The organism is Pelatocladus sp. (assembly GCF_059505505.1).
In genome coordinates, this window is the sequence record NZ_JCACKS010000267.1 from 1 (window position 1) to 26,257 (window position 26,257).

Consider the following 26,257-nt stretch of genomic DNA (forward strand, 5'->3'; position numbering starts at 1 on the left):
GAGTTCGCGTAGAATTTACGCGAACTCATTCTTTTTTGTCCAAAGTCCAATTATAAGTTGAAGTCACATGTAACTCTTTGAGTTGCTTGACATCTACACTCGAGGGCGCATCTGTCAACAAGCAACGTGCTTGCTGTGTCTTCGGAAACGCCATCACATCTCGAATAGATTCTTCTGCTGCTAACAACATCACTAATCTATCTAAGCCATACGCAATACCGCCATGAGGTGGCGTACCATATTCAAACGCTTCTAAAAGAAAACCAAACTTATTTTGTGCTTCTTCATTAGAAAGTCCGATCGCATCAAAGACTTGCTGTTGAATTTCCCGTTGGTAAATCCGCAAGCTACCACCACCAACTTCAAAGCCGTTGAATACTAAATCATAAGCTTGGGCGCGTGCTGTTTTCAAATCGTCTAAATCATCAGGGTGGGGTGCAGTAAATGGGTGGTGGAGTGCTTCGAGGCGCTTTTCGTCTGCATTCCACTCAAACATCGGAAATTCTGTAATCCAGAGTAAATTGATTTTATCAGGATCAATTAGTCCAAACTCCCTAGCAATTACTTGCCTTAATCTATCCAAAGTTTTATTAACAGTAGCAGCATCTCCAGCACCAAATAATAATAAGTGACCAGGTTTTGCATCTGTGCGACGCAAAATTTCCTGTTTTTGTTCCTCTGTGAGATTATCTTTAATTGCCCCAATGGTATCAATTTCCCCGTTATCTCTGACACGGATGTAAGCTAAACCTTTAGCACCAGCTTCACTAGCTTCCTTGAATAAGTCGCCACCTGGCTTAATTCTGACATTAGAAATGGCGTCGTTACCGTTGGGAATGGGTAGAATTTTGACGGTTCCACCACTGGCGATCGCATCACGAAAAACTTTGAAACCGCAGTCTTTAATTACATCAGAGACATTAACTAATTCCAATGCATAACGGGTGTCAGGTTTATCACTACCATAGCGTTCCATCGCCTCAGTGTAGGTTAGACGAGGAAAAGGACGCTGTAACTCAGTATCTTTAACTGTTTTGAAGATATAACCAACTAACTTTTCGTTGAGTTCAATAATTTCTTCTTGGGACATAAAACTCATTTCCATGTCCAATTGCGTGAATTCTGGTTGTCTATCAGCACGCAAATCTTCATCACGGAAGCAACGGGCAATTTGATAGTATCTGTCAAACCCAGACACCATCAATAACTGTTTAAATAATTGGGGAGATTGGGGTAAAGCAAACCACTCACCAGGGTTGACGCGACTGGGAACTAAATAATCCCGCGCCCCTTCTGGGGTGGAACGGGTAAGTATAGGGGTTTCAACTTCTACAAAACCTTCTATATCTTCCAAATAGCGACGCATTGCTTTGACGACTTGATAGCGTAATTGCAGATTACGCGTCATTTGGGCGCGTCGCAAATCTAAGTAACGATACTTCAACCGCAAGTCTTCTCGTACTGTATCTGTCTCGCTGCTAGAAACCTGAAAGGGTAATTGCTTGCGAACTGCGTTGAGTAATTCTATGTTCTCTGCGTAAATTTCAACTTCGCCTGTAGGTATGCGGTTATTAAGAGACTCGTCTGGACGTTGCGACACCCTACCTGTGACTTTAATGACATACTCATTTCGTAAGGCATTTGCTTGTTCATAGGAATCTGGGGTACGTTGGGGATCGCTGACAATTTGCACAATTCCAGAGCGATCCCGTAAATCTAAAAATATCACGCCCCCATGATCGCGGCGACGGTCTACCCATCCATATAAGGTGACAATTTCTCCAATATGTTGTGTTCGGAGTTCGCCGCAATAGTAAGTTCGCATAGTTGTTAGTTCTGAGTTACCAAGCTAGACAAATTAAGTAAAAGTCAAACCTTCTAATTATCTAGCATCATTTGCCATTGTTGTGATTCCGGTTAAAAAAAGATGAAATTATTTAGCAAAATTAGGGGCAGATTTTCCAACCCGTCCCTAAAGAGTAACAAATACTTACTATGATTGAGCAATTAAATCAACTAAGATTAAGAACGTGGGGCATTGAAAGTATCCCAAGCAGCTTTAGCAGCATCTTGACAGCGATCGCCGAATTCTTCTACTTGTTTGAGCATTAAATGCCAGTTTTTCTCTGCTTCTTGCTGCAAGACTAGCCAAGAATGTTCAATGCGATCGCGCTCAATCAGTTTATCACCCTCAATTGCTTGGCGTGCCTGACGTACAGCATTGAGATAAGTCTCACGGGTGAGAGTCCCTGCGGATTCAGCTTCAGATTGGGCGCGTCTTTTAATGGCTTCGATTAATGCTTTAGTTTCACCCTTAACTTCGTCAGTCTCACCAGCCATCTCAGTTTCTACGATTTCTTCAGTTTGAGAACTGACTCGCACAACAACCAAGTTTTCTTCATTGTTAGAGTTCATTAGTATCTCCTTATTGTGATAGTGATATATAGGTGTGCAGGTTATGAGATTCAGAAAAATCAACACTCAGGGAACTTCAAACAATAAATTATTCCACTTTTGCACCTAATATTTATTCCCTCGTGTCTCCCTTGTCCTCTGCAATTGAATAGTCCCTAATACCCGATCCCTAATCCCCGATCCCTAATTCCTTCTTGTTCTAATTTCAGCAATGCTTGCACTCGTGCTTCTGTGGATGGGTGACTAGAGAACAAATTACTCATAAACTGCCCTGAGAAAGCATTTGTAATTAATAGTGGCTCAAAAGCAGGGTTAGCATTGAGAGGTATTTGTCGCGCTGTTGCATCTAAACGTTGCAGCGCACGGGCCAAAGCACGGGGATTGCCTGTAATTTTAGCGGAACCTGCATCTGCTGCAAACTCTCGTGTGCGGGAGATACCCAACTGGATAATTGTTGCCGCAATTGGAGCAAGTATTACTGTTAATAATAAGCCTAGAGGATTGGGACTATTGCGATCGCCTCGTGAAGAGGGTGAAAACCAAAGCCCGTAACTAAGCATTTGAGCTAAAAAAGAAATCGCACCTGCGATCGTTGCAGCAACGGCTTGGGTGAGGGTATCACGGTTATTAATGTGAGTGAGTTCGTGGGCAATTACACCCTCAAGTTCATCTTCTGGTAATATCTGCAAAATACCTTCAGTGACGGCGACAGCAGAGTGTTGAGGATCGCGCCCTGTTGCAAAGGCGTTGGCATTTTGGGAAGGAACAATATATATACTGGGTGTAGGTAGATTTGCCCGTTGGGACAACCTTTCTACCATTGCATACAGCCCTGGTGCTGCTTGTGGTGACACAGGTTGAGCGCGATAAGCAGCCAGGGCAATTTTATCAGATTGATACCATGAAAATAAATTGGTAACTGCTGCTATAACAATACCGACAACTACGCCTGTGCTACCACCAATTATCCAATAACTAATCGTAATTAAAAGTCCGCTTAATAAGGCCAGTAAAGCGGCTGTTTTTACTTGATTTATCATAGTTATTTACTCATTGGCTACAACTACTAAACACAAACATTAGCTTGAGCCACGATTTGATCTTATCGACCTCTACACAGATTTTTCAGGTAGAAATAGCGCCCATGTTATGTACGGTTTTCTCTCTGAATGTTAAGGAAGATTGAGTAATTTGGATTACATATTGTTTTTAAATAAAACGCATCTATCTAAAGTCATAAATATTTATATAAGTATATACAAAAATATAAAAATACTGTGAAATTTGCAATTAGCGATCGCCTAGCTTTGCAAAGTATCTTATGTTGTAATTGCGCTTTACTATATAGTGTCGGTAAAATTTCTAGAAACTAAAATATTGGTCATTAACAATACTTTAAAAGTACAGTAATATATCACACTAGTTTGGCAGGATGAATCAGGAGAATATTAAAGGGTTGATACAAACGTTTTCTATTATGCACAATCTGAGTAATTTTACGCTATAACACTGTTATTCTCTAAGGATAACCCCATGAGGGAAAATACAAAAAGCATTGGAGTTTTGCACAAAGTTGGAAAAACTTTGCACGAATTGGCAGAGTTTGTTTTTAATCCTTGGTTAAATAGCACGTCTGTTCACCCATTAGAACGAAGAGTGCAAATTTTAGAACGACGCTTATATCAAGGAATGGTAGAGAAAGAGGAGTTTCAAGACATAGTTATTCAAGACTTGCAACAGCAGATAGACTGTTTACAAGAAAGTACAAATTCTCGGTTAGAGAATATCATTAACTACGAAGTCCGTGATCAAGTACTAGAAGTACTCAAAGAACAGACACATATCATTAACCAAATCATTAAACCTGCTGTTGAAGATGTAATCTATGAGTTAGAGCATAAAAAGCAGTCTTCTCAACCCAATGTCAGTACTGCTGAAATTCAAAAAAGACAAGACAAACTTCGTCAGTCTTTGGCACATATTGAAGATTTAAATGCATCTATTCCTCATATAGAAGCACAAAGAGTAGCTTGTATTGAAGCTGGACGATGGCTACTATCTCGGCGATTAGAATTAGCACAAACAGTAACAAGTAAACTAATGAGTCCACAACATCCCCAGACAGAAGAATTTCGTCAAAATATTTGCAAATATATCAAATTACTTGGCTGCTGCATGGAAAATGAGATTGAACCACGTCTATTGTATAAAAAAGTTATTACTCACCGACAACCGCCAATTCAGACATATGTGAAAGCATTTCAAATCATTAAAACCAAATACATCAATGATTGGGAATCTTCACATCAAGTATCAACTCAAGCTGCGGAAGAATTAAGAAGTTACTTTAATTACTTGATTAAATATTTATCGACTGTCTCTAGTCTGAATCAAGAGCATTTTTGATCTCAGTCTCGATCGCAGCAATAACTCGTCGATGATAATTTTCTGCTTGCAACAGAAGATTAACACTATTCTCAATTAACTTGCTCTTTCGCCAGCATTGCTCCTCATTTAACTGCATTGCTAGATTTTGCAGTACCTGAATCATAGCAGTATTATGTTCCTGAACACGCTGGTCTAAAAATTGATGTTTCATATACATAGCAAGTTAAATTTCGCACATTACATTATTCTCTGGTTAAGCATGAAACCAGGAAAATAAACATTAAGATTTTAAAGCTTACAAAAGGTCAACAGGACTTGACATAAAAAGGCTGATAGCAGTGATAAATTTTTCCTATATAGAGGAGCAAGATTAAACAAGATTAAAATCAAGATGAAGAAACATTTCGTAGCTCAAGGGCATGAAACGCATCGTCTTGGTAGCAGGGTTTGAGTCTTTCAACGCCGACTTGTATCGCAAAGCGGCGGATCTGGCGATCGCAAGTTGTCCAGAGTTGGATATCAGAGTTTTTAGCGATCGCGACATTAGCAGTAAGCATCAAGAAGTAGAAGCTGCACTAGCTGGCGCTGACGTATTTTTTGGTAGCTTGCTGTTTGATTATGATCAGGTGTTGTGGTTGCGCTCGCGCATTGCGAATATTCCCATCCGCCTTGTCTTCGAGTCTGCATTAGAATTGATGAGTTTTACCAAGTTGGGTGCATTTGCGATTGGTGACAAACCCAAAGGTATGCCCAAGCCTGTAAAATTTATCCTTGATAAATTCAGTCAAGGACGAGAAGAAGATAGATTAGCAGGTTATATTAGTTTTTTGAAAATCGGACCGAAACTGTTAAAGTTCGTGCCAGTGCAAAAAGTCCAAGACTTACGCAACTGGCTAATTATTTATGGTTACTGGAACGCAGGCGGGCCGGAAAACGTCGCGGCTTTATTTTGGACATTAGCAGAAAAATACTTAGGATTAAAAGTTGGTGACATTCCCCCACCCATCGAAACCCCCAACATGGGATTGCTTCACCCCGATTATCAAGGATATTTTGAATCACCGCGTGAGTATTTGGAGTGGTACTGCAACAGACAAGGGGGAGAAGTTTCGCCGCATCTTCCTGTAGTGGGAATTCTGCTTTATCGCAAGCATGTGATCACTAAACAACCCTACATCAATCAACTAATTCGCCGTTTTGACGCAGCTGGATTAATCCCTTTACCTATTTTTATCAATGGTGTGGAAGGACATGTTGCTGTACGTGACTGGATGACAAGTGATTACGAAACTCAGCAACGCCAGCAGGGTAACGTCGAAACTCCATCTTTGTCTGAGGAAGCAGTCAAAGTAGATGCGATCGTCTCGACAATTGGTTTTCCTTTGGTGGGTGGGCCTGCTGGTTCAATGGAAGCAGGACGGCAAGTTGAGGTAGCAAAACGCATTCTGACTGCCAAGAATGTTCCGTATATAGTTGCTGCACCTCTATTAATTCAAGATATTTATTCTTGGACACGCCAAGGTATAGGAGGTTTGCAAAGTGTTGTTTTATACGCTTTACCAGAATTAGATGGAGCAATCGACGTTGTTCCTCTTGGCGGTTTGGTAGGAGAAAATATCTATTTGGTTCCCGAACGAGTACAACGTTTAATTGGCAGAATCAAAAACTGGATTCATCTGCGACAAACTCCAGCATCTGCAAGAAAAATTGCCATTATTCTTTATGGATTTCCACCTGGTTACGGTGCAGTGGGAACTGCTGCATTATTGAATGTACCTCGTAGTCTCCTGAAATTCCTAGAGGCACTTCAATATCAAGGTTACAAAGTCGGAGATTTGCCAGTTGATGGAGAAGAGTTGATTCAGCAAGTCAAAGAAGCAGATGAGGCTTTTGATGAGATGGAGAAAGATAGACGTGGCGATGGCGAGCAAGAAACTTTCCCCGCGTCTGTTAATGCCAAAACCCTGGAAAAATGGTTGGGATATCTCCGCACTTCCCGGATAGAAAAGCAATGGAAATCTCTTACGGGTACTGGGATTAAAACCTCTGGCGATGAATTCCATATTGGTGGGGTGCAATTAGGGAATATTTGGATTGGTGTCCAACCACCATTGGGGATACAAGGCGATCCGATGCGGTTAATGTTTGAGCGAGATTTAACACCTCATCCTCAGTATGCTGCTTTCTATAAATGGTTACAAAATGAGTTCCAAGCTGATGCTGTAGTCCATTTTGGGATGCATGGTACGGTGGAATGGTTGCCTGGTTCACCTTTGGGTAATACAGGTTATTCTTGGTCAGATATTTTACTGGGAGATTTGCCTAATCTATATATATATGCAGCAAATAACCCTTCAGAATCGATTTTGGCGAAACGTCGCGGTTATGGGGTGTTAATTTCTCACAATGTACCGCCCTATGGTCGTGCAGGTTTGTATAAAGAATTAGTGATATTGCGAGATTTAATTGCAGAATATCGCGAAGATCCACAGAAGAATTATGCTCTCAAGGAAGCGATTTGTAAAAAAATTGTTGATTCTGGTTTAGATGCAGATTGTCCGTTTGAAGATGCAAAGCGTTTGGGTATTCCTTTTACGCCAGAGAATGTGCGGATGTTTAGCGCCCATGCTTTTAATGATTATTTGGTGAAATTGTACGAGTATTTGCAAGTTTTGGAGAGTAGGTTATTTTCTTCTGGGTTGCATACCTTGGGGGAAGCGCCGGATGAGGAGGAGATGGCGGCGTATTTGGAAGCATATTTTGGGAACGAACCGCCAATAGATCAGGGACGCCAACAGGAAGAGTTACAGATTAAAGATTTATTAAAAAAAACTAGTGATGAGTTGACGAATTTGTTGCGGGGTTTGAATGGGGAGTATATTCCACCTGCGCCTGGTGGTGATTTGTTACGGGATGGGCCTGGTGTGTTACCGACGGGAAGGAATATTCATGCTTTAGATCCTTATAGAATGCCTTCTCCGGCTGCATATGAGAGAGGAAGGGAAATCGGTCAACAAATTATTGCCCAACATTTGCAGGAACATAGTAAGTATCCGGAGACTGTGGCGGTGATGTTGTGGGGTTTGGATGCGATTAAAACCAAGGGTGAGTCTCTGGGGATTCTTTTGGAGTTGGTGGGGGCTGAACCTGTGAAAGAGGGAACGGGGCGAATTGTGCGTTATGAGTTAAAGCCTTTAGCACAGGTGGGACATCCCCGGATTGATATTTTGGGGAATTTGTCGGGGATTTTCCGCGATAGTTTTGTAAATGTGATTGAATTGTTGGATGATTTGTTTCAACGGGCAACTGAGGCTGAGGAACCAGAAGACCAGAATTTTATTAGAAAACATGCTTTGGCTTTGAAAGCGCAGGGTGTGGAGAATGTTTCAGCTAGGTTATTTTCTAATCCGGCAGGTGATTTTGGTTCAATGGTGAATGAGCGTGTGACTGATGGTAACTGGGAATCTGGCGAGGAGTTGGGAAATACTTGGCAAAGCCGCAATGTGTTTAGTTACGGTAGACAAGATCGGGGTCAAGCAAGACCGGAAGTATTAACACAGTTGTTACAAACGAGCGATCGCATTGTGCAAGAAATTGATTCGGTAGAATATGGTTTAACCGATATTCAGGAATATTATGCTAATACGGGTGGTTTGAAGAAGGCGGCGGAAAAAATTGGTGGTAAGAAAGTAACTGCTAGTTTTGTCGAAAGTTTCTCGAAAGATACTACACCCCGCAAGTTGGATGATTTGTTACGAATGGAGTATCGCACTAAGTTGCTAAACCCCAAATGGGCGGAAGCAATGGTTAATCAAGGTTCTGGTGGTGCGTTTGAAGTTTCTCAACGAATGACAGCGTTGATTGGTTGGGGCGGTACTACTGATTTTACTGACAATTGGGTATACGATCAGGCAGCAGATACTTATGCTTTAGACCCAGAAATGGCAGAGAAGTTGCGAAAAGCTAACCCGGAAGCATTTAAAAACATAGTGGGTAGGATGTTGGAAGCCCACGGACGGGGTTTTTGGCAAGCTAGTGAGGATAAGTTACAAAAGTTACGAGATTTGTACGAGTTGACAGATGAAGAGTTAGAAGGAGTGACGGTTTAAATTTCAAAAGACTTGAGTAGAGGTGCTTTTTTATTGCATAGTAGTGAAGCAATAGACCTCTTGCACAGATATAAAGGCGCTAGGTGTTTTTTAGCGCCTTTCTTAAATTTGTCCTGTCGTTATATTCAAATTGATCCATGACATCTGAGCCATCAGCTATTCAATGGGTGATTGAGCGCAGCAAAATCATCGATATCATTGTAGGTATCGCAAATGCAATGGATGCCAAAAATTGGCACAGACTCCGCAAATATTTAGCAGACGAAATTTATATTGATTATTCGGAATTTCGAGGAGAATTGCCACAACAAATTAAGGCAGAAGCATATGTACAACAGCGGGTAGAGGGACTCACTGGGTTAAAGACTCTGCATATCAGTACCAATCATGAGATAGCAGTTAACAAGGACTATGCTCAGTGTCAATCAGCGTATCGTATTTATCGATTTGATCCTAACTGTGAATCAGAGCAAGATCGACTTGATACAGCGGGAAATTACGAGCATCAGTTAATTCAAGTCGAGGGAGAATGGCGAGTTAGTGCAATTAAGCAAACTGTGGTGATCATAAGTGGCAATCGTCGAATACACAGAGGGCTGTGCGACTCATAATCGTGTTGAAAATGTACAGTAGAAGGTGTTGCAGTGCAACGTCTCTACATGCCCAAAATGATCACGAAAAATCTATCTGCGTCCATCGGTGGTCGATGTCTAAAACATATACTTGTTGTCATCAATCCAAAATCTAAAATCTAAAATCGAATGACAATAGCTGGAGTAAAAATCATATTAGTAGAACCAGCTGGCCCGTTGAATGTGGGGTCTGTAGCACGGGTAATGAAAAACTTTGGACTAAATCAGATGGTGTTAGTAAATCCCCAATGTGATCCTTGGGGAACACAAGCCAGACAGATGGCGGTTCATGCCCAAGATGTTTTAGATGCGGCTGTATTAGTTGAGACATTACCTGCCGCTTTGCAAGGATGCAAAAGAGCGATCGCCACAACTGGTGTTGTTCATGATTGGGATGCACCACTAGAAAATCCTCAGACAGCACTACCCTGGTTATTAGAAGATATAGGACAACCCGCAGCGTTGATTTTTGGTAGAGAAGACCGGGGGTTAAGTAATCAAGAATTAAACTATGCCCAGCGCTTTGTCCATATTGACACTAGTTCCAGTTATTCTTCACTCAATTTAGCTACAGCTGTGGCAATTTGTTGTTATGAATTGTCACTAAGTCAAGACACAGTAACACCAGGACACAGGAACACGGGGGAATTGTCTGCGTCCACATCTCATGCACCCGCCTCTTTGGAAAATGCGGCTGATTCCGAAATTGCACCTATAGAAATTGTGGAAGGATACTATCAACAATTAGAATCACTACTGCTCAAGATTGGTTATTTATATCCTCAGACAGCAGCCAGCCGGATGGAAAAGTTTCGGCAACTTTATAACCGCACTCAATTACAAAAGCATGAGGTTGCTATGTTACGAGGTATCTTGCGACAAGTAGAATGGGCGATCTCAAGCCACAAAAATCATGAAAAATTGTGACTTTTAAGTAGTAAATACGTAATTACCCCACAATTAGTAATTATGGCTTAAACTAAACACAAAAACATGACCAAAATGGAGGAGAATTCACTAAGTTAGTATTTCCAAGTAAATTAGTGTCTAGATATACTTAGTTGCTAGTAAAATTTGGGGGCAAATTTTGATTTTAAATCGACAGAAAAATCACTTCTGTCTTTCTCTTGTAGCGACTAAAGATATACTCCGCCCGATTTAGTTAAACTTTCATTACTAATTGCTAGATTATACACTTTACTATCACCATCATCAATTTTATGGAAACCAGAACAAATTTACCCGGTTTCTCACGATCTCAGCCAGTGAATGGACGCCAAAAGCCTATCCGTAAAGTGCAGAAATTGGGAAAAAGTCCAGCCAAATTATCTAGCCAACAACAACGTCCCCCTCAAGCTGGGACAAAGCTGACACGTGTCAAAGCAACTTCTGCTGCTACCCCTGTTGGTGTAGCGAAAAAGCGACCAAGCGTAGTAGTACCAGCAGCTGTTAAAGCTTTACCTGCCAAACCAGGACAAATTCCACCCTACAAGCCAAGCAATGCCAAAGTAAAAACTGTACGATCGCGCAAGCAAGCTTTGCCAAAAAAAGTCAGAACATCGCGAAAAACAAGGTTAAAGCCTATGGCGAGAACCATGCTATACGCCTTGCGATTATTAATAGTCGGAATTGGAATTGGTGCGATCGTCGGAACTGTATTATCAGTCCTAGATCCTGCAAATCAGATGACCACAACAGAGACATCACCTGATAATACCAAGTCAGGACAAGCACAAATCCAAGCTGTCCCCACTCCCACACCTGCTGCTGTTTTATCTTTATCGCAGGAAATTACTTCGTTAAAAACAAATGTGCAAAGCTTGGCTTCTGCTAACCCAAATCTCACACCAGGAGTATTTGTGGTGGATTTGGAAAATGGTAGTTATGTAGATATCAATGCTTCTGCTAGTTTTCCCGCAGCCAGTACGATTAAAGTCCCAATTTTATTAGCTTTTTTCCAGGATGTAGATGCAGGTAAAATCCGTCTGGATGAAATGCTGACCATGGAAAAAGAAATGATGGCTCTTGGTTCTGGAGATATGCGGTATAAACCAGCCGGAAGCCAATTCAAGGCGCTGGAAGTCGCTAATAAAATGATCACAATCAGCGATAATACAGCAACCAATATGTTAATAGCCCGGATGGGTGGTATCGAAGCTTTAAATCAGCGTTTCCGGAGTTGGGGTTTAAATACTACAGTCATTCGTAATCAATTACCTGACTTAGATGGTACAAATACAACTAGTCCCAAAGAATTGGGGAATTTGATGGCGATGGTCAGTCAAGGCAATTTGATCAGTATGACATCGCGCGATCGCATCTTGGAAATTATGCGTAATACTGTCAGAAACCAACTTTTACCAACAGGGTTAGGACAAGGTGCAACAATTGCCCACAAAACAGGTGATATTGGCACTATGTTGGCAGATGCTGGTCTGGTAGACCTCCCCACTGGTAAACGCTACATAGTTGCTGTCATGGTTAAACGCCCTAATAACGATCCCAGTGCTGAAAAACTCATTGGTTCGATCTCGAAGGCTGCTTACCAACAATTTACCCAAACTACCCCCAGCGTCCAAACTCCTGCACCGACTCCTACGCCAACTGCTGCACCAAGTATCACTCCCAACCCAATCCCAACGACTAGGTATCAGCCACCGTTGACGACTCCGACTGCACCACTACCAACAATTACTCAACCCACAACCAATTATCAGCCATATCCACTGATCACTCCGCCCTTACCTAACACTGTAACTAGTCCTCTACCTCCAACAGGTTATCAGTATCAACCACCACTAACAAATCAGCCGCCGTATTATTATTATCCTCCTTCCACCTATCAAAGGTAATTGGTCATGGCATCTGCAACACCCACGATTCAATTTTTTAATGGTATTTATGAAGAATTAGGTAACGTTAGTTTGCGACGTGGTCGTTCTGGTAAGCGTATTGTTTTGATGATCTTTAACCAGTTGAAAGCCCTAGAAGGATTCAATAGTTTCACAAAACAACCGTTAAATTCTATGCTGTTAAGCGACGAAGAAGGCGAACTCAGGATCACACCTTCGTCTGTACAATTTATTTTTGGTGGTGCAGAGGGGGATGAGTTGCACAGAGTAGAGTGCAAACTAGAAATTGAACAAGACGACCATTGGGAAAGATTTATGAGATTTATGCATCGTTACGCTGAAGCAAATGGTATGGCCTATGGTGAATCCCCACTCACTGAAACTTAGGTATTAATGGACTCAAGTATCCACCAATCGCGACTTTCGCCAAATCGCCAAAGATGGGGCTAAACTTCTGATCATCGAGCGATCGCCTGCTATCAAAATTAGACTAGCACAGGTAGGCACAAATAACGCTACCATACCCTCCAAGAAGCCGCTCCGCATCTACAAAATGGCTGAAAAGCTCAAATAAAATAAGCTTTCTTTCTTTTGGCTTGTTGTACTAGTTGCTTACAAGTAGTAATGGCAAGCTTGATCATTAATTCTGGCATAGCCACAACTTTGGACTCAAAGGAAATTTTGTAGTACATCGAAAAAGGTTCTAGGAATGAATGTAAACATTTTGCAGTAGAATGAGTCCTTTAGAGAGAGGAGGGCAAAAAGTGACTCGGGTCATCATAGTGCGTCATGGTCAAAGCACGTATAATACTGAGAAGCGTATTCAAGGGCGCACCGATGCGTCTACATTAACAGAAAAAGGTTGTGATGATGCCAATTTAGTTGGTAAAGCCCTCAGTAATATTCCATTCAATGCAATTTATAGTAGTCCTTTACAGCGAGCCAAACAAACAGCAGAGATAATTTGGCGATCGCTAGAAAATAATTGTGATCAGTCTATTGTTCCTCAAACTTCTGATTTACTGCTAGAGGTTGATTTACCCTTGTGGGAGAAAATGCTTGCAGCAGAAGTAAAACAGAAATTTCCTGAAGATTATCGCATTTGGAAGGAATCACCCCATCAATTACAGATGCTTGTTCAAGACTCTGAGGGGAATAGCCGAGAATATAATCCTGTTTTATCTCTATACGAACAAGCACGGCAATTTTGGCAAGAAATTCTGCCCCGCCATCAAGAGCAAACTATATTAATAATAGGACATAACGGGATTAATCGGGCTTTAATCAGCACAGCGCTAGGAATTTCTCCATCTCGCTACCATTCTATTCAGCAATCTAACTGCAACGTCAGCGTACTGAATTTTGCGGGTGGTTTGACAGATGCAGTCCAGCTAGAATCCATGAATCAAACGCAACACTTGGGAGATATTCTCCCTTCTTTGCGACCAAACCATCAAGGTGTGCGTTTGTTGCTGATTCGTCATGGCGAAACCGAGTGGAACCGCCAAGGTAAATTTCAAGGTCAAATTGACGTTCCTCTCAACGATAATGGTAGGCTACAGGCACAAAAAGCTGCCGTATTTCTCAAAGATGTAGAACTTGATTTTGCCATCACAAGCCCGATGCTGCGTCCCAAGGAAACGGCTGAAATTATCTTAAATAACCACCAGAGTCTCAAGTTAGAATTGCAAGATGGTTTTAGAGAAATTAGTCACGGACTTTGGGAAGGAAAATTAGAATCAGAAATTGAACAAGAATTTCCGGGAGAATTGGAGCGCTGGCGAACAGTACCAGCCCAAGTACAAATGCCCGCAGGGGAAAATTTACAACAGGTATGGGAACGCAGTGTGTCAAGTTGGCAGTCTGTTGTAGAAACAGCATTGACAAAACAACTCCAAACTGGCATAGTCGTTGCTCATGATGCCACTAATAAAACTCTGCTTTGCCATATTCTAGGTTTATCAGCAGATAACTTCTGGAATTTTCGTCAGGGTAATGGTGCAGTCAGTGTTATTGACTACCCTTCAGGCTTGAATGGTATACCAGTGTTGCAAGCAATGAATATTACCACTCACTTGAGTGGCGGGGTGCTAGATAAAACCGCCGCAGGGGCGTTGTAAGAGTTTATGATATGACAAGTGAATTATTACAACAAGTACGGATTATTGACCCGGTTTCTGGCACTGACCAAGTAGCTGATGTGCTGATTGATGCTGGTTGTATCCAGTCAGTGGCGAATAGTATTTCTGATTTGCCACAAGACACTCACATCCAAGATTGTGGTGGATTAGTGTTAGGAACAGGGTTGATAGATTTGTATAGCCACTCCGGAGAACCGGGATTTGAAGAACGAGAAACCCTTTCTTCTTTACTACAAGGTGCTGCTGCTGGTGGCTTTACCAGAATTAACATCTTACCCGACACATCGCCAGTGATCGATAACCCGGCGGTGGTGGCGCAGTTTGGGGAGAAGATGCAAAGACACAGGGGACAAGGGGGACAAGGAGGACGAGACAGTTATTTTTCTTTGTTGTCTTCTCCTTCTCAATTGTCTGTTAGTTTTCCCCAACTCAACATCTGGGGTGCGATTACTCTAGATCTTGCTGGTAAGCAAATGACGGAATTGGCAGACTTAGCGACGGCTGGGGTAGTCGGTTTTGCTGATGGTCAGCCTTTGGAAAATACGGCACTGGTACGACGAGTATTAGAATATCTCCAGCCTTTGGGAAAGCCCGTGGCGTTTTGGTGTTGCGATCGCCAACTAAAGTCTAATGGAGTCATGCGCGAAGGTTCAGATTCGCTACGCTTTGGTTTATCAGGAAATCCTGCTGCTTCTGAAACCTCTGCGATCGCCACTTTGATCGAATTGGTAGCTGCAACGAGGACGCCAGTACATATTATGCGGGTTTCCACTGCTCGTAGCGTTGAATTGATCGCATCAGCAAAAAAGCAAGGCTTACCGATCACCGCTAGCACCACTTGGATGCATGTTTTACTTGACACAGAAGCACTTAAGAGCTATAATACTAACCTGTATTTAGAGCCGCCCTTGGGTAATCCGAATGATTTATTGGCGTTGCGCCAGGCAGTACGCACAGGTATTATAGATGCGATCGCTATTGATCACGCCCCCTACACCTACGAAGAAAAAACAGTAGCATTTGCCGAAGCACCGCCAGGAGCCATAGGTTTAGAGTTAGCACTACCTTTGTTGTGGCAACATTTAGTAGAAACTGGTGAATTTAGCGCCCTACAATTGTGGCAAGCATTGAGTAATCGTCCGGCGGAGTGTCTAAAACAGAATTTGAGCGCGATCGCTCCTGGACAAAAGGCAGAATTAACATTATTTGATCCTCAGCAAAGCTGGAAAGTTGACGGACAAAATCTTCGTACCCTCTCACAGAATACCTCTTGGTTGGGACAACAGTTGACAGGTAAAGTAGTGAAAATCTGGATACCTTAGATAATTATTGGATAGGGATAGATGCCGGAACTCAAATAGAATGGTTATGAGAAAGTAGGTTGAAAACCCTAAAGACAAAGTTGCTCAATTAAATTTGAACTCAACGAAAGTCACAGGCGATCGCTTCTCAAAAAAAACCGAGTTACTGAATCGGGGGTTAGCAGTGCAACAGGAAAATATCCAAGAATCTAGTTCTCATCATCAATCTACTGTGAAATTGAGTTGGGTTCACCAAGATTTAGCGCATTTGCGACCTTTTATTCGCAGCACTATCAAATTATTCAAATTAGGCGAAAAAGCTAGTAACCCGGAAATCTTAGTACAAGAAGTGCTGGCGTGGACAAGCGCTCAACCTTTTCTTACTCAAAAGGTTTGTCAATTGCTGTGCAATTATGAAAATTATATTACTGCTGGTGAAGAAGCAGCCGTAGTTGAGCAGTTAATACAAAATCATTTGATCGCAAATTGGGAAACTCAGATAGCTGCTGAACATTTACAGACAATTCATGATGGTTTGGTTTTTAATCTAAGATGTGATTCGATATGGTTGCTGCGATTGTATCAGCAACTTTTACAAGAAGGAGAATTATTAGTTCACGATAATCTAGTTCAAACAGAGTTGTTGAATTTAGGATTAGTCGTTAAACAAGAAAATAAATTAAGAATATCAAACCGCATTTATCTATCTATTTTTAATTTGAATTGGGTCGATCAAGAATTGGGACGTTTGCGACCCATGATTCACAACACTACTAAATTATTTAAACTAGATAAAAAGGCAACTCATCCAGATCTTGTACTCGAACAAGTATTGTTTTGGACAAGCGCTCAGTCTTTTCTAACCCAAAAAGTTTGCCAATTGCTCTGTGACTATGAAAATTTTATTGCTGTTGGTAGAGAAGCAGCCGTAGTTGAGCAGTTGGTGCAAACTCATTTGATTGCAAATTGGGAAATTCAAATAGCTGCTGAACATTTGCAAGCAATTCAACAAAATCTAGTCAAAAATCAATTTTGCAATCCTGTACAACTGCTAAGACTATATCAGCAAATTTTGCAACAAAGAGAATTACCACCTCAAGACAACCCAGTCGAAACAGAGTTGTTGAACATAGGATTAATAGTTAAACAAGACAATAAATTAAAAGTAGCCAATCGGATTTACCAATCTGTTTTTAATTTGGATTGGATCAATCAAGAATTAGAGCAATTACAACCTTTGATCCAAAACACAATTAAAATTTTTAATTTAAATGAGAAATCTAGTAACCCAGAAATCTTAGTGCAAGAAGTGCTGATGTGGACTGCTTCTCAGCCTTTTCTGACTAAAAATGTTTGTCAATTGCTGTGTGAACATACAACTTTGATTACTGCTGGGGAAGAAGCATTCACAGTCCAACAATTGGTGCAAACTCGTTTGATTACAAATTGGAAAACTCAGATAGCTGCTGAACATTTGCAAATAATTTACGATGATTTAGTTAGCAATCAAAGATGTAATCCAATATGGTTATTGAGATTGTATCAGCAAATCTTGCAAGAAGGAGAATTACCGCCTCAAGACAATCCAGTCGAAACAGAGTTATTGAATATAGGATTAGTAGTTAAACAAAACAATAAACTAAAAGTAGCCAACCGGATTTACCAATCTGTTTTTAATTTAAGCTGGGTTGATCAACAGTTAGCAAATATGCTTGAGGTTCCATCTGCAATCAACTCTAATATTACTTCTAAAAAATTTTTTCCAGCATTTGCTATGCTTGAAGCTAGGAATTTAATTTCCAATCCCAGAAGCATTATTCTGAAAGTTATTTGGGTGTTACTAGCAATAGCTGGATTTAGCGCCCTTTCCTTCAATATTTATAAAAATATAGAGATAAATATTATTTTCCAAGAAGGTAATGAACTTTTTAATCAAGGAGAATATAAAAAGGCGATCGCTAAATATGACAAACTTCTAAACATCGATAGCAACTACTATCAAGCTTGGACTAACCGAGGTTATGCACTCGCTGGTTTACAAGAATATAACAAGATGTTAGAGTCCTGCTCTACAGCTACAATTATAGAACCAAAAGCTATCTATGCTTGGAATTGTCAAGGGGAAGCACTATATAATCTCCAACAATACTATGAGGCGATCTCTGCTTTTGATTCAGCCTTGACTCTTGATACAAAAGACCCTGTATTCTGGATTAATAAAACTGAATCATTATTAGCATTAAAACAATTTGATACAGCGCTGATCACTATTGATGAAGCAATTCACCTGCTGCAAGAAAAACAAAAACTTAATAGCCAAGAAAATATTGCCAGAGAATTAGCAATTGCTTTTAGTCATAAAGGTAAGGTGTTATGGCAAAAAAAACAATATGGAGAAGCGCTTGCTGCTTTTGATCAAGCTTTAATCAACGATCCAAAATATTTTACTGCTTTGCGGGGACGGGGTTTAGCGTTCCAAGGTTTAAAGCAGTACAAACAAGCGATCGCTCAATTTCAAGAAATGTTGACTCTATCTCGCCTAACAGATGCTCAAAAAGCAGAAAGTTTGTATTACCTGGGAATTACTTACTGTCAGTCTTCCCAAGCTGATGAAGGACTTGCTGCTCTTGAAGCAGCTCTCAAACTTAAGCCAGACTACCAAGCAGCAGAGCAAGCAAAAAGCAGTTGTACTCGATAATTTTTAAAATCGCAACCACCGAGGTCTGATATCAGTGTAAATTTTACCAACAGTCCTAGAATCAGGGGGTTGTGATTGCTTAAAATCTGAACCAAGCATCTGGTATAACGCTTGAGAAGAATTCACCTTTCCATCAAGGGCAAATAATACCTGAGCGCTGTAATGGTTGCAACCAATACCCCTGCGTTCTACAGCACAAATCACAGGTTGAGCGTTGGATTTGTCGTTGGTGAGGTAGTTGGCACGGCCTGTTTGATATAGTGCTTGCAAAGTCTTGGCTGTTTTCTCGCAATTTTGCACCGCAGCTTGGGATGAAAAATATTCAGGTAGGAAACTGAGAATTTTTAAATCATTTGCGCTTTTTTGCTCGGAAAAGCTAGCAACTACCGTAGGTGTAGCAGTATCTGTCTTACACGTCACCTTCATAGTAGATGCAACTTTGCTGGGTTGAGCAACTACTGCTAAGGCAGGAGATGCGAGTATGGAACTCATTCCCAATATTGTTACCCAATATAGGTGTTTGTTCATAAAGTTGCTTCCTTAAATCTTGACTAAAAATTTAGTCTTAATATACTATTTTTTAGTTAATTTTACTTAAGGACTAAATAAAAAGTGAACTGAAATAAGTTTCAATTATCTTCATCTGTATAATTTTATTTTTAAAGATGAAACAGTTGGCTCAACGTCTTTTATTTAATCTAAATACTGCTATTTGCTGTATATTTGCTAGTAGTCTAGCTCAAGCGCAAATTTCGCCAGATGGAACTTTACCAACTAGCGTAAATCAAGTTAATAACAGCTTTGAAATTACTGGAGGAACACAAGCTGGTAGTAACTTATTCCATAGTTTTAGAGAGTTTTCTGTACCTACGGGCAGCGAAGCTTTTTTTAAAAATAATGCAAATACTAATAGTATTGTTAACATCATCAACCGAGTCACAGGTGGCTCAATTTCAAATATTGATGGATTAATAAAAGAAAATTATGGGGCAAATTTAATTTTGATTAATCCTAGTGGGATTAATTTTGGACATAATGCCCAATTAAATATAGGTGGTTCTTTTTTAGGAAGTACAGCTAATACTATTAAATTTGCTGATGGGACAGAATTTAGTGCTACTAATATTCAAAATTCACCATTATTAACAATTAGTGTGCCAGTTGGTTTGCAATTTGGTCAAAATCCAGCAGCAATCAATGTCCAAGGTCAAGGTCACAATTTAGCCGTTGAAAGTCAAATTTTCTCACCGTTTACGAGGGGCGATACTACGGGGCTGAAAGTACAACCCGGTCAAACTCTAGCTTTAGTAGGGGGGGATATCACCTTAGATGGTGGTGTACTCGTAACCGAAGGAGGACGAATTGAATTAGGTAGTGTGGGTGGAAATTCTTTCGTTAATCTTGCTGCTAATTCTGGTCAAGTTTGGAGTTTGGGCTATACAGGAGTGCCTAGTTTTAAAGATATTGACATGCGATCGCGCGCCATTACAGATACCAGTGGAGTTGGTAGCGGTTCTATCCAGTTACAAGGCAGAAATATTACACTTCAAGATGGATCAGCCGTATTAATTCAAACCCAAGGGACACAATCAGCAGGAAACATCAACGTTAATGCATCTGAATCTTTAAAATTAATTGGTACCACACCAGATGGACAAATTTCTACCAATATATTTACCGAAACCATTGGAGATGGCAAAAGCGGAGACATCAATATTACTACCCCGCGCTTAGTAGTTCAAGATGGGGCGGTCATATCTGCTGCTACTTACACCCCTGCACCAGGTGGGAATATCAGTGTAAATGCTGCTGAATCATTGGAAGTAATTGGATATTCATCAGTAAATCCCAATCGTTTTAGTACGATTTCGGCTGCAACCTACGGTGCTGGAAATGCGGGAACACTCACAGCTTCAACCAAACGCGTCACAGCCACAGGTGGAGGTAACATTGCATCGATCACAGCTGGAACTGGTTCAGGCGGAAACGTAGTTGTAAATGCATCTGAATTAGTCGAACTAGTTGGCTTCACCCCATTTGTCTTTGCACCTAGTCAAATCACTGCTGGAACAGGCGGCCCCGGAGCCGCAGGTAACGTGATGATTAATACTCAGCGTTTGATAGTCAAAGATGGAGGTAGGGTAGATGCTTCTACTTTGGCAAGTGGTTCAGCCGGAAGTATCACAATCAACGCCAATGATTCAATAGAAGTGAGTGGCACAGTACCAGGATCTGTCAATCCTAGTCTGATCGTCTCCTCTGCCAACATAGTTGATCCTACTTTGCAGCAATTATTAAGACTGCCTCCCTATCCCTCTGGAGCCTCTGGTGATGTGACAATTAACACAGGTAAATTGAATATTACAGACGGCGCTCTCATTACAGCAAGCAATAGTGGGTCGGGAACCTCTGGAAACATCAGAATTAATGCTCGTTCGGTTTTTCTGGATAACGGAGCAAGTATCACATCGGAATTGGGTACAGCAAATGCAATAGGACAGCCTGCTATTTTTTCCCCTATAAGTTTGCCAGGTCTCAAAGGTGGGGACATTGCAATTTCAAGCCAGCAATTAGATCTCCGGGGTGGGGCTAAAATATCCACTAGCACCTTTACGAATGCAACAGGCGGCAATATCAATGTGAATGCCCCTGAATCAGTGCAAGTGTTTGGAGTTTCACCCATTAATCCTGCATCGCAGAGCTTGATTAGTGCTTCAACTTTCGGTTCTAGCAATTCCGGAAATGTGACTGTTTCAACAGGGCGACTAAGTGTTTTTAATGGCGGATTAATCACCGCCGGTACCTTTGGAACTGGTTCTGGGGGAGATGTCACCGTTAATGCAACTGAAGCAGTAGAAGTTATTGGAGTAGAACCATCCCGGTTTTTACCAAGCATCGTCGGAGTTTCAACATTTAATGCTGGAAATGCTGGCAACTTGACCATCACCGCACCTAAAGTAGTAGTTCGGGATGGTGGCAAAATTGATGCTTCCACTTTTTCGACGGGTTCCGCAGGAAATGTTACCATCAACGCACCCGAATCTGTAGAGGTGACTGGCACGAACCCAGGGAGTCGCAATTCCAGTGTCATTAGCTCCGGAGCCACTATTGAGAATGAAACCATCCGACAGATTCTTCGAGTGCCTCCTGTCCCAAGTGGAGCCTCTGGAGATGTAATAATTAACACGGGCAAATTGAGGGTTACTGATGGAGGGTTGGTGACAACCAGTAATCAAGGTACAGGAATATCGGGAGACATCAAAATTAATGCTCAGTCTGTTTTTGTTGATACTGGTGGTGGCATTACATCAGAATTGGGGGGAACCTCCAGAGGAGGACAGCCTACTTTCTTTTCTCCTTTCACCGTTGGAGGTGACATGGGCGGAGATATTGATATTTCAGCCCAGCAGTTAATTCTTCAGGGAGGAGCTGGTATTTCAACTGCTACCTTTACGAATTCAGCCGGTGGTAATGTCAATGTGGATGTTTCAGGCTTAGTGCAAGTAGAAGGGTTTGCAACCTTCAATCCCAGGGTGCTGAGTTTAATCGGTAGTTCTACGTTTGGTTCTGGACGCTCAGGAAATGTCAATATTTCCACTGGAAAATTGCAGGTTCTGAATGGGGCTAGGATAGGTGCTGGTACTTTTGGAAGTGGCTCTAGTGGAAACAGTACGATTAATGCTACAGAATCAGTACAAGTTATTGGCAAAGAACCAAGCCAACTAGTAGGCAGCTTGATCGGTGTTTCGACGCTGAACATTGGTAATGGTGGTGACTTGACAATCAATACACCAAAACTGATTGTCCAAGATGGTGGTAGAGTTGATTCTTCAACTGCTGCTAGCGGTTCAGCAGGAAATGTTACTATTAATGCCTCTAAGTATGTTGAGGTAAATGGTACATCTAGTTTGATCAGTGCTGGTGCAAATATTGAGAGTGAAGTTGCCCGACAAATTTTTAGACTACCGCCTGTACCAAGTGGAGCATCTGGTGATGTGACAATTAACACACCAAGATTAAGTATTAAAAATGAAGGCCAAGTGAACGCTAGGAACGAGGGAACAGGTAATGCAGGCAGTGTCAGAATCAATACCAACTCTACTTTTTTGGATAATAGAGGTAGCATCACAGCAGCAACCACATCTGGTGAAGGTGGTAATATTTTCTTGCAGACAAATTCCTTAGCCATGCGTCGTGACAGCCAGATATCTGCGGAAGCAGGCGGCAGTGGTAATGGTGGTAACATCACAATTACAGGCTTTAGTCCGGCTGATTTTGTGGTGCTACTGGAAGGCAGCAAAATCACTGCTAATGCATTTCAGGGTATGGGAGGAAATATCAGTATTAATACACAAGGTTTGTTTGTTTGCCCAGAATGTCAAATTAGTGCTAGTTCTCAGTTGGGAGTAGATGGCCAAATAGAAATATTGACACCGAATACTAGTACAAATCAAGAAGTTCTTGACTTACCGCAGGAGATTACTAAACCCGAAGAAATCGTAGCACAAGTTTGTCCGGCTGAGAAAAAACAGGGGCAAAGTGAGTTTATCATCACTGGGCGGGGAGGATTGCCACCTCGACCAAGCGAACCACTCAGTAGTGAAGCCTTACTGAGTTTTGAATCTTACCCTGCACAAGCAGAAAATATTTCTGGTAGAGCGATCGCCACCAAAACCAACCAAACGCAGCAGTTACCACCAATCGCCAGAGGTTGGTATGTAAACTCTAAAGGTGCAGTCATCCTCACATCAGCTACCCCCACATCTTCTCCCTACAGTGCTGGATTAAGTTCATCCTCATGTCATGCTAATTAGAAAGAACTCACCAAGACGTAAAGAGGTGGGAATAGGGGGACGCAAAGACAGAAAAATACAGGGACAAAAATTCTCTTCATCTACCAATCTCATTAACTTCATTCCCCTACTGTCTCTACTCTTTACTACATCCTCTGCTTGGGGACAGCCGATCAATCCGGTGACGCCAACACCAGAACAACCCCAACCTCAGCCTTTACCATCTTTAGAAAAACCACTCCAGGTTCCACCTATAGCACCACCAACCCCTGACGAAATCCAGAATGTACCAGGGACAATTGTCGTGCAAAAATTTGAGTTTATCGGCAGTACAGTTTTTAGTCAACAAGAGTTACAGCAGGCGACAGCTAATTTTGTCGGTAAGTCAATCACTTTTGCGGAATTACTGCAAGCTGCAAATCAAATCACTCAACTTTATCTGCAACAGGGGTATATTACATCTGGAGCCTACATACCCAGTCAAGAGATCCAATCGGGGAACGTCAAAATTCAGGTATTGGAAGGTAGCCTAGAAGACATCAAAGTCAACATCATCAAAGGGCGATTAAGTTCCAATTATGTGCGCGATCGCATTGCTGTGGCTGGTTATAAACCACTGAACATCAATCGCCTACAAGAATCACTACAATTGTTACAACTCAATCCCCGGATTGAAAGATTAAATGCCGAACTCACAGCTGGCACTAAACCCGGTACTAATCTATTAGAAGTAACAGTTGTTGGGGCAGATACTTTTAATACCCGCCTGATTTTAGATAACCAGCGTAACCCCAGCATCGGCAGTTTTGAACGTGGTATTGACATTTCAGAAACTAGTTTGTTGGGGTTAGGAGATGAATTTATTTTTGGTTATCGCAACACCGATGGTAGCAACAGGTTTGAGGGTAGTTATAACTTCCCAGTCAATCCCCGCAATGGCACTATTGGTTTCACCTACCGGATCACCAATAACAAAATCATTGAAGCACCTTTCGATAACTTGGATATTAAAGTAGACTCTCGTGAGTATGAATTCACTTTTCGTCAACCAGTCATTCAAAAAGCAACCCCCAAACTCAGTCAAGAACTTGCTCTTGGTTTTGGTTTTGCAAGACGAGAAACCAACTCCTCTATTCTCGGAGAAGACTTTCCTGTTTTCCCAGGAGCAGATACCAATGGAGAAACCCGGATCTCAGAATTAAATTTCACTCAAGAATGGCTACAACGTGGTAGCCAAACTGTATTAGCTGCAAATTCTGAAATTAGCTTGGGTATCAATGCTTTTAATGCCACTGTTAGTGATGATGAGCCGGATAGCCAATATTTAATCTGGCGGGGACAAATGCTGTATTTGCGCCGCTTGGCACAAGCAACATCTAAATCAACTATCACTCCTAGCCTGCTAGTGCGTTCCAGCATACAACTAGCCAGCGATTCTCTAGTTCCCATTGAGCAATTTAGTATCGGCGGTCTCACAACCGTACGCGGCTACCGTCAAGATGTTTTAGTTACAGACAATGGCATCGTTACCTCCGTAGAAGCACGAGTACCAATCTTCCAGACACCACAAGCCAAGAGAAGTTTACAAATCGCACCATTTATTGATTTTGGCATCGGTTGGAACACAGGTAGAGACAGTCCAGATCCAAACACCTTAGTTGGGTTGGGATGCGGTTTACTCTGGCAGATGGGAGAAAATTTTTCCGCCCGCTTAGACTGGGGTATTCCCTTAATAAATATTCCAAATTCAGAGGGTAGAACATGGCAAGAAAACGGCGTGTATTTTCAATTGGAATACAAACCGTTTTGAAGAGGGGAAAGATGATTGAAATTTTTTCCGGTTTCAAACCAGAACTCTCAGGGTTCAAACTAGAACTTTCAGGGTTCAAACTAGAACTTTCAAGGTTCAAACCAGAATTTTCCGGTTTCAAACTAGAATTTTCCGGTTTCAAACCAGAACTTTCAAGGTTCAAACTAGAATTTTCCGGTTTCAAACCAGAACTTTCAGGGTTCAAACTAGAACTTTCCGGGTTCAAACTAGAACTTTCAAGGTTCAAACCAGAATTTTCCGGTTTCAAACCAGAACTTTCAAGGTTCAAACCAGAATTTTCCGGTTTCAAACCAGAACTTTCAAGGTTCAAACCAGAATTTTCCGGTTTCAAACTAGAATTTTCCGGTTTCAAACCAGAATTTTCCGGTTTCAAACCAGAATTTTCCGATTTCAAACCAGAACTTTCAAGTGATAAATAATATAAAAAGAGCATGAAAATCTATTCCCCAATTCCCGATTCCCGAACGCGAGTGCGTCTCCTCTGGAGAATCCCCAATCCCCGATCCCCAATCCCTAACCAGCCAATTCTGCTGCTGCTTGTCGCATCATTTCTTCTCGTGATGTATCTCCAATTTGGCTAGCGATCGACCAATAGTGACCAAAAGGATCAATTAATCTGCCATAGCGATCGCCCCAAAACATATCATCTAGAGGCATTGTTTCTGTTGCACCTGCACTGATAGCACGATTAAACCAAGCGTCTGCATCATCGACTTGTAAATGAATCGTCACAGGAGAACCGTTAAGAGTTGCAGGTGACTGTAGTCCATATTCAGGAAATTCATCATTTAAAAATATCACTGAATTCCCAATTTCTAATTCGGCAAACATAATTCCATCACCTGTCAAAGAAGGCATACTATATTTCTCCACCGCGCCAAAGGCTGCTTTGTAAAATTCAATTGCTGCCTTAGCATCACGAACAGTCAGGTGTGGAGTAATTATGCGAAACTCTGCCATTGCTTTTTTTCCTCGCAGATATGCAGTTCAGTTTCTTCAAACAAAGTATTTTAAAATGCTTGTACTATTTTTTCAGGATAATTACTGCCCGTTCGCTTATTTTGAGATAACAAAAGGAATTAATGCCTTGGTGGGTA

General features: G+C 41.4%; 19 protein-coding genes. 12 read left to right on the top strand and 7 right to left on the bottom strand.

Going from position 1 to position 26,257, the window contains the following annotated elements:
• Positions 1 to 25: 25 nt before the first annotated feature.
• From aspS to AC5JMK_RS28360, 3 genes are all read right to left on the bottom strand, one after another.
• Entirely contained in the window at positions 26 to 1,825 is a 1,800-nt protein-coding gene (aspS, locus tag AC5JMK_RS28350) for an aspartate--tRNA ligase (RefSeq protein ID WP_495911520.1), read from the bottom strand.
• 197 nt (positions 1,826 to 2,022) lie between these two features.
• Positions 2,023 to 2,421 (bottom strand): hypothetical protein, encoded by a 399-nt coding sequence (locus tag AC5JMK_RS28355; RefSeq protein ID WP_096679138.1) that lies wholly within the window; start codon positions 2,419 to 2,421, stop codon positions 2,023 to 2,025.
• Positions 2,422 to 2,570: 149 nt separating this feature from the next.
• Positions 2,571 to 3,455 carry a M48 family metalloprotease gene (locus AC5JMK_RS28360; RefSeq protein ID WP_495911521.1) on the bottom strand — a complete coding sequence of 295 codons (885 nt, stop codon included), beginning with the start codon at positions 3,453 to 3,455 and terminating at the stop codon, positions 2,571 to 2,573.
• Between the two features lie 493 nt (positions 3,456 to 3,948).
• Here AC5JMK_RS28360 and AC5JMK_RS28365 point away from each other — a divergent pair, with 493 nt between their 5' ends.
• Positions 3,949 to 4,821, top strand: coding sequence for a globin family protein (locus AC5JMK_RS28365; RefSeq protein WP_096677135.1), 873 nt, complete (start codon positions 3,949 to 3,951; stop codon positions 4,819 to 4,821).
• On the opposite strand, the gene AC5JMK_RS28370 is transcribed toward AC5JMK_RS28365, so the two are convergent.
• Complete coding sequence (locus tag AC5JMK_RS28370; protein WP_096677134.1) at positions 4,796 to 5,014, bottom strand: hypothetical protein; 219 nt, start codon at positions 5,012 to 5,014, stop codon at positions 4,796 to 4,798. The two genes, AC5JMK_RS28365 and AC5JMK_RS28370, sit on opposite strands and share 26 nt — an antisense overlap.
• A 208-nt stretch (positions 5,015 to 5,222) precedes the next feature.
• On the opposite strand from AC5JMK_RS28370, the gene bchH reads away from it, so the two are divergent.
• The 5 genes from bchH (at position 5,223) to psb28 (ending at position 12,783) form a co-directional block, all read left to right on the top strand.
• Positions 5,223 to 8,912 carry a magnesium chelatase subunit H gene (bchH, locus tag AC5JMK_RS28375; RefSeq protein ID WP_495911522.1) on the top strand — a complete coding sequence of 1,230 codons (3,690 nt, stop codon included), beginning with the start codon at positions 5,223 to 5,225 and terminating at the stop codon, positions 8,910 to 8,912.
• A gap of 137 nt (positions 8,913 to 9,049) precedes the next feature.
• Complete coding sequence (locus AC5JMK_RS28380; RefSeq protein WP_096677132.1) at positions 9,050 to 9,523, top strand: nuclear transport factor 2 family protein; 474 nt, start codon at positions 9,050 to 9,052, stop codon at positions 9,521 to 9,523.
• Positions 9,524 to 9,673: 150 nt separating this feature from the next.
• Positions 9,674 to 10,471, top strand: coding sequence for an RNA methyltransferase (locus tag AC5JMK_RS28385; RefSeq protein ID WP_096677131.1), 798 nt, complete (start codon positions 9,674 to 9,676; stop codon positions 10,469 to 10,471).
• Between the two features lie 293 nt (positions 10,472 to 10,764).
• On the top strand, positions 10,765 to 12,396 hold the full coding sequence (locus AC5JMK_RS28390; RefSeq protein WP_096677130.1) for a serine hydrolase: 1,632 nt from the start codon (positions 10,765 to 10,767) through the stop codon (positions 12,394 to 12,396).
• Positions 12,397 to 12,402: 6 nt separating this feature from the next.
• Complete coding sequence (gene psb28, locus AC5JMK_RS28395) at positions 12,403 to 12,783, top strand: photosystem II reaction center protein Psb28 (protein ID WP_096677129.1); 381 nt, start codon at positions 12,403 to 12,405, stop codon at positions 12,781 to 12,783.
• A 12-nt stretch (positions 12,784 to 12,795) separates the two neighbouring features.
• Here psb28 and AC5JMK_RS28400 read toward each other — a convergent pair whose 3' ends face one another.
• Positions 12,796 to 12,918 (bottom strand): hypothetical protein, encoded by a 123-nt coding sequence (locus tag AC5JMK_RS28400; RefSeq protein WP_495911523.1) that lies wholly within the window; start codon positions 12,916 to 12,918, stop codon positions 12,796 to 12,798.
• 242 nt (positions 12,919 to 13,160) lie between these two features.
• Between AC5JMK_RS28400 and AC5JMK_RS28405 the strand changes: the two genes are divergently transcribed.
• From AC5JMK_RS28405 to AC5JMK_RS28415, 3 genes are all read left to right on the top strand, one after another.
• Entirely contained in the window at positions 13,161 to 14,516 is a 1,356-nt protein-coding gene (locus AC5JMK_RS28405) for a histidine phosphatase family protein (RefSeq protein ID WP_495911524.1), read from the top strand.
• An 11-nt stretch (positions 14,517 to 14,527) separates the two neighbouring features.
• Positions 14,528 to 15,859, top strand: coding sequence for a dihydroorotase (locus AC5JMK_RS28410; RefSeq protein ID WP_096677128.1), 1,332 nt, complete (start codon positions 14,528 to 14,530; stop codon positions 15,857 to 15,859).
• A gap of 94 nt (positions 15,860 to 15,953) precedes the next feature.
• Positions 15,954 to 18,536 (top strand): tetratricopeptide repeat protein, encoded by a 2,583-nt coding sequence (locus tag AC5JMK_RS28415; RefSeq protein ID WP_495911525.1) that lies wholly within the window; start codon positions 15,954 to 15,956, stop codon positions 18,534 to 18,536.
• Between the two features lie 3 nt (positions 18,537 to 18,539).
• Here AC5JMK_RS28415 and AC5JMK_RS28420 read toward each other — a convergent pair whose 3' ends face one another.
• Positions 18,540 to 19,064 (bottom strand): COP23 domain-containing protein, encoded by a 525-nt coding sequence (locus AC5JMK_RS28420; protein WP_096677126.1) that lies wholly within the window; start codon positions 19,062 to 19,064, stop codon positions 18,540 to 18,542.
• 137 nt (positions 19,065 to 19,201) lie between these two features.
• Between AC5JMK_RS28420 and AC5JMK_RS28425 the strand changes: the two genes are divergently transcribed.
• The 3 genes from AC5JMK_RS28425 to AC5JMK_RS28435 are packed head-to-tail and all read left to right on the top strand — an operon-like array spanning position 19,202 to position 25,579.
• Positions 19,202 to 23,350, top strand: a complete 4,149-nt coding sequence (locus AC5JMK_RS28425) for a two-partner secretion domain-containing protein (RefSeq protein ID WP_495911526.1) — start codon at positions 19,202 to 19,204, stop codon at positions 23,348 to 23,350.
• Complete coding sequence (locus tag AC5JMK_RS28430) at positions 23,340 to 25,139, top strand: ShlB/FhaC/HecB family hemolysin secretion/activation protein (RefSeq protein WP_495911527.1); 1,800 nt, start codon at positions 23,340 to 23,342, stop codon at positions 25,137 to 25,139. The genes AC5JMK_RS28425 and AC5JMK_RS28430 overlap by 11 nt, the downstream gene beginning before the upstream one ends.
• Entirely contained in the window at positions 25,091 to 25,579 is a 489-nt protein-coding gene (locus tag AC5JMK_RS28435) for a hypothetical protein (protein ID WP_495911528.1), read from the top strand. Before AC5JMK_RS28430 ends, AC5JMK_RS28435 begins: the two co-directional genes overlap by 49 nt.
• A gap of 94 nt (positions 25,580 to 25,673) precedes the next feature.
• On the opposite strand, the gene AC5JMK_RS28440 is transcribed toward AC5JMK_RS28435, so the two are convergent.
• A complete protein-coding gene (locus AC5JMK_RS28440) occupies positions 25,674 to 26,120 on the bottom strand; it encodes a VOC family protein (RefSeq protein ID WP_096677123.1) in 447 nt (148 codons plus the stop codon).
• Between the last annotated feature and the right edge of the window lie 137 nt (positions 26,121 to 26,257).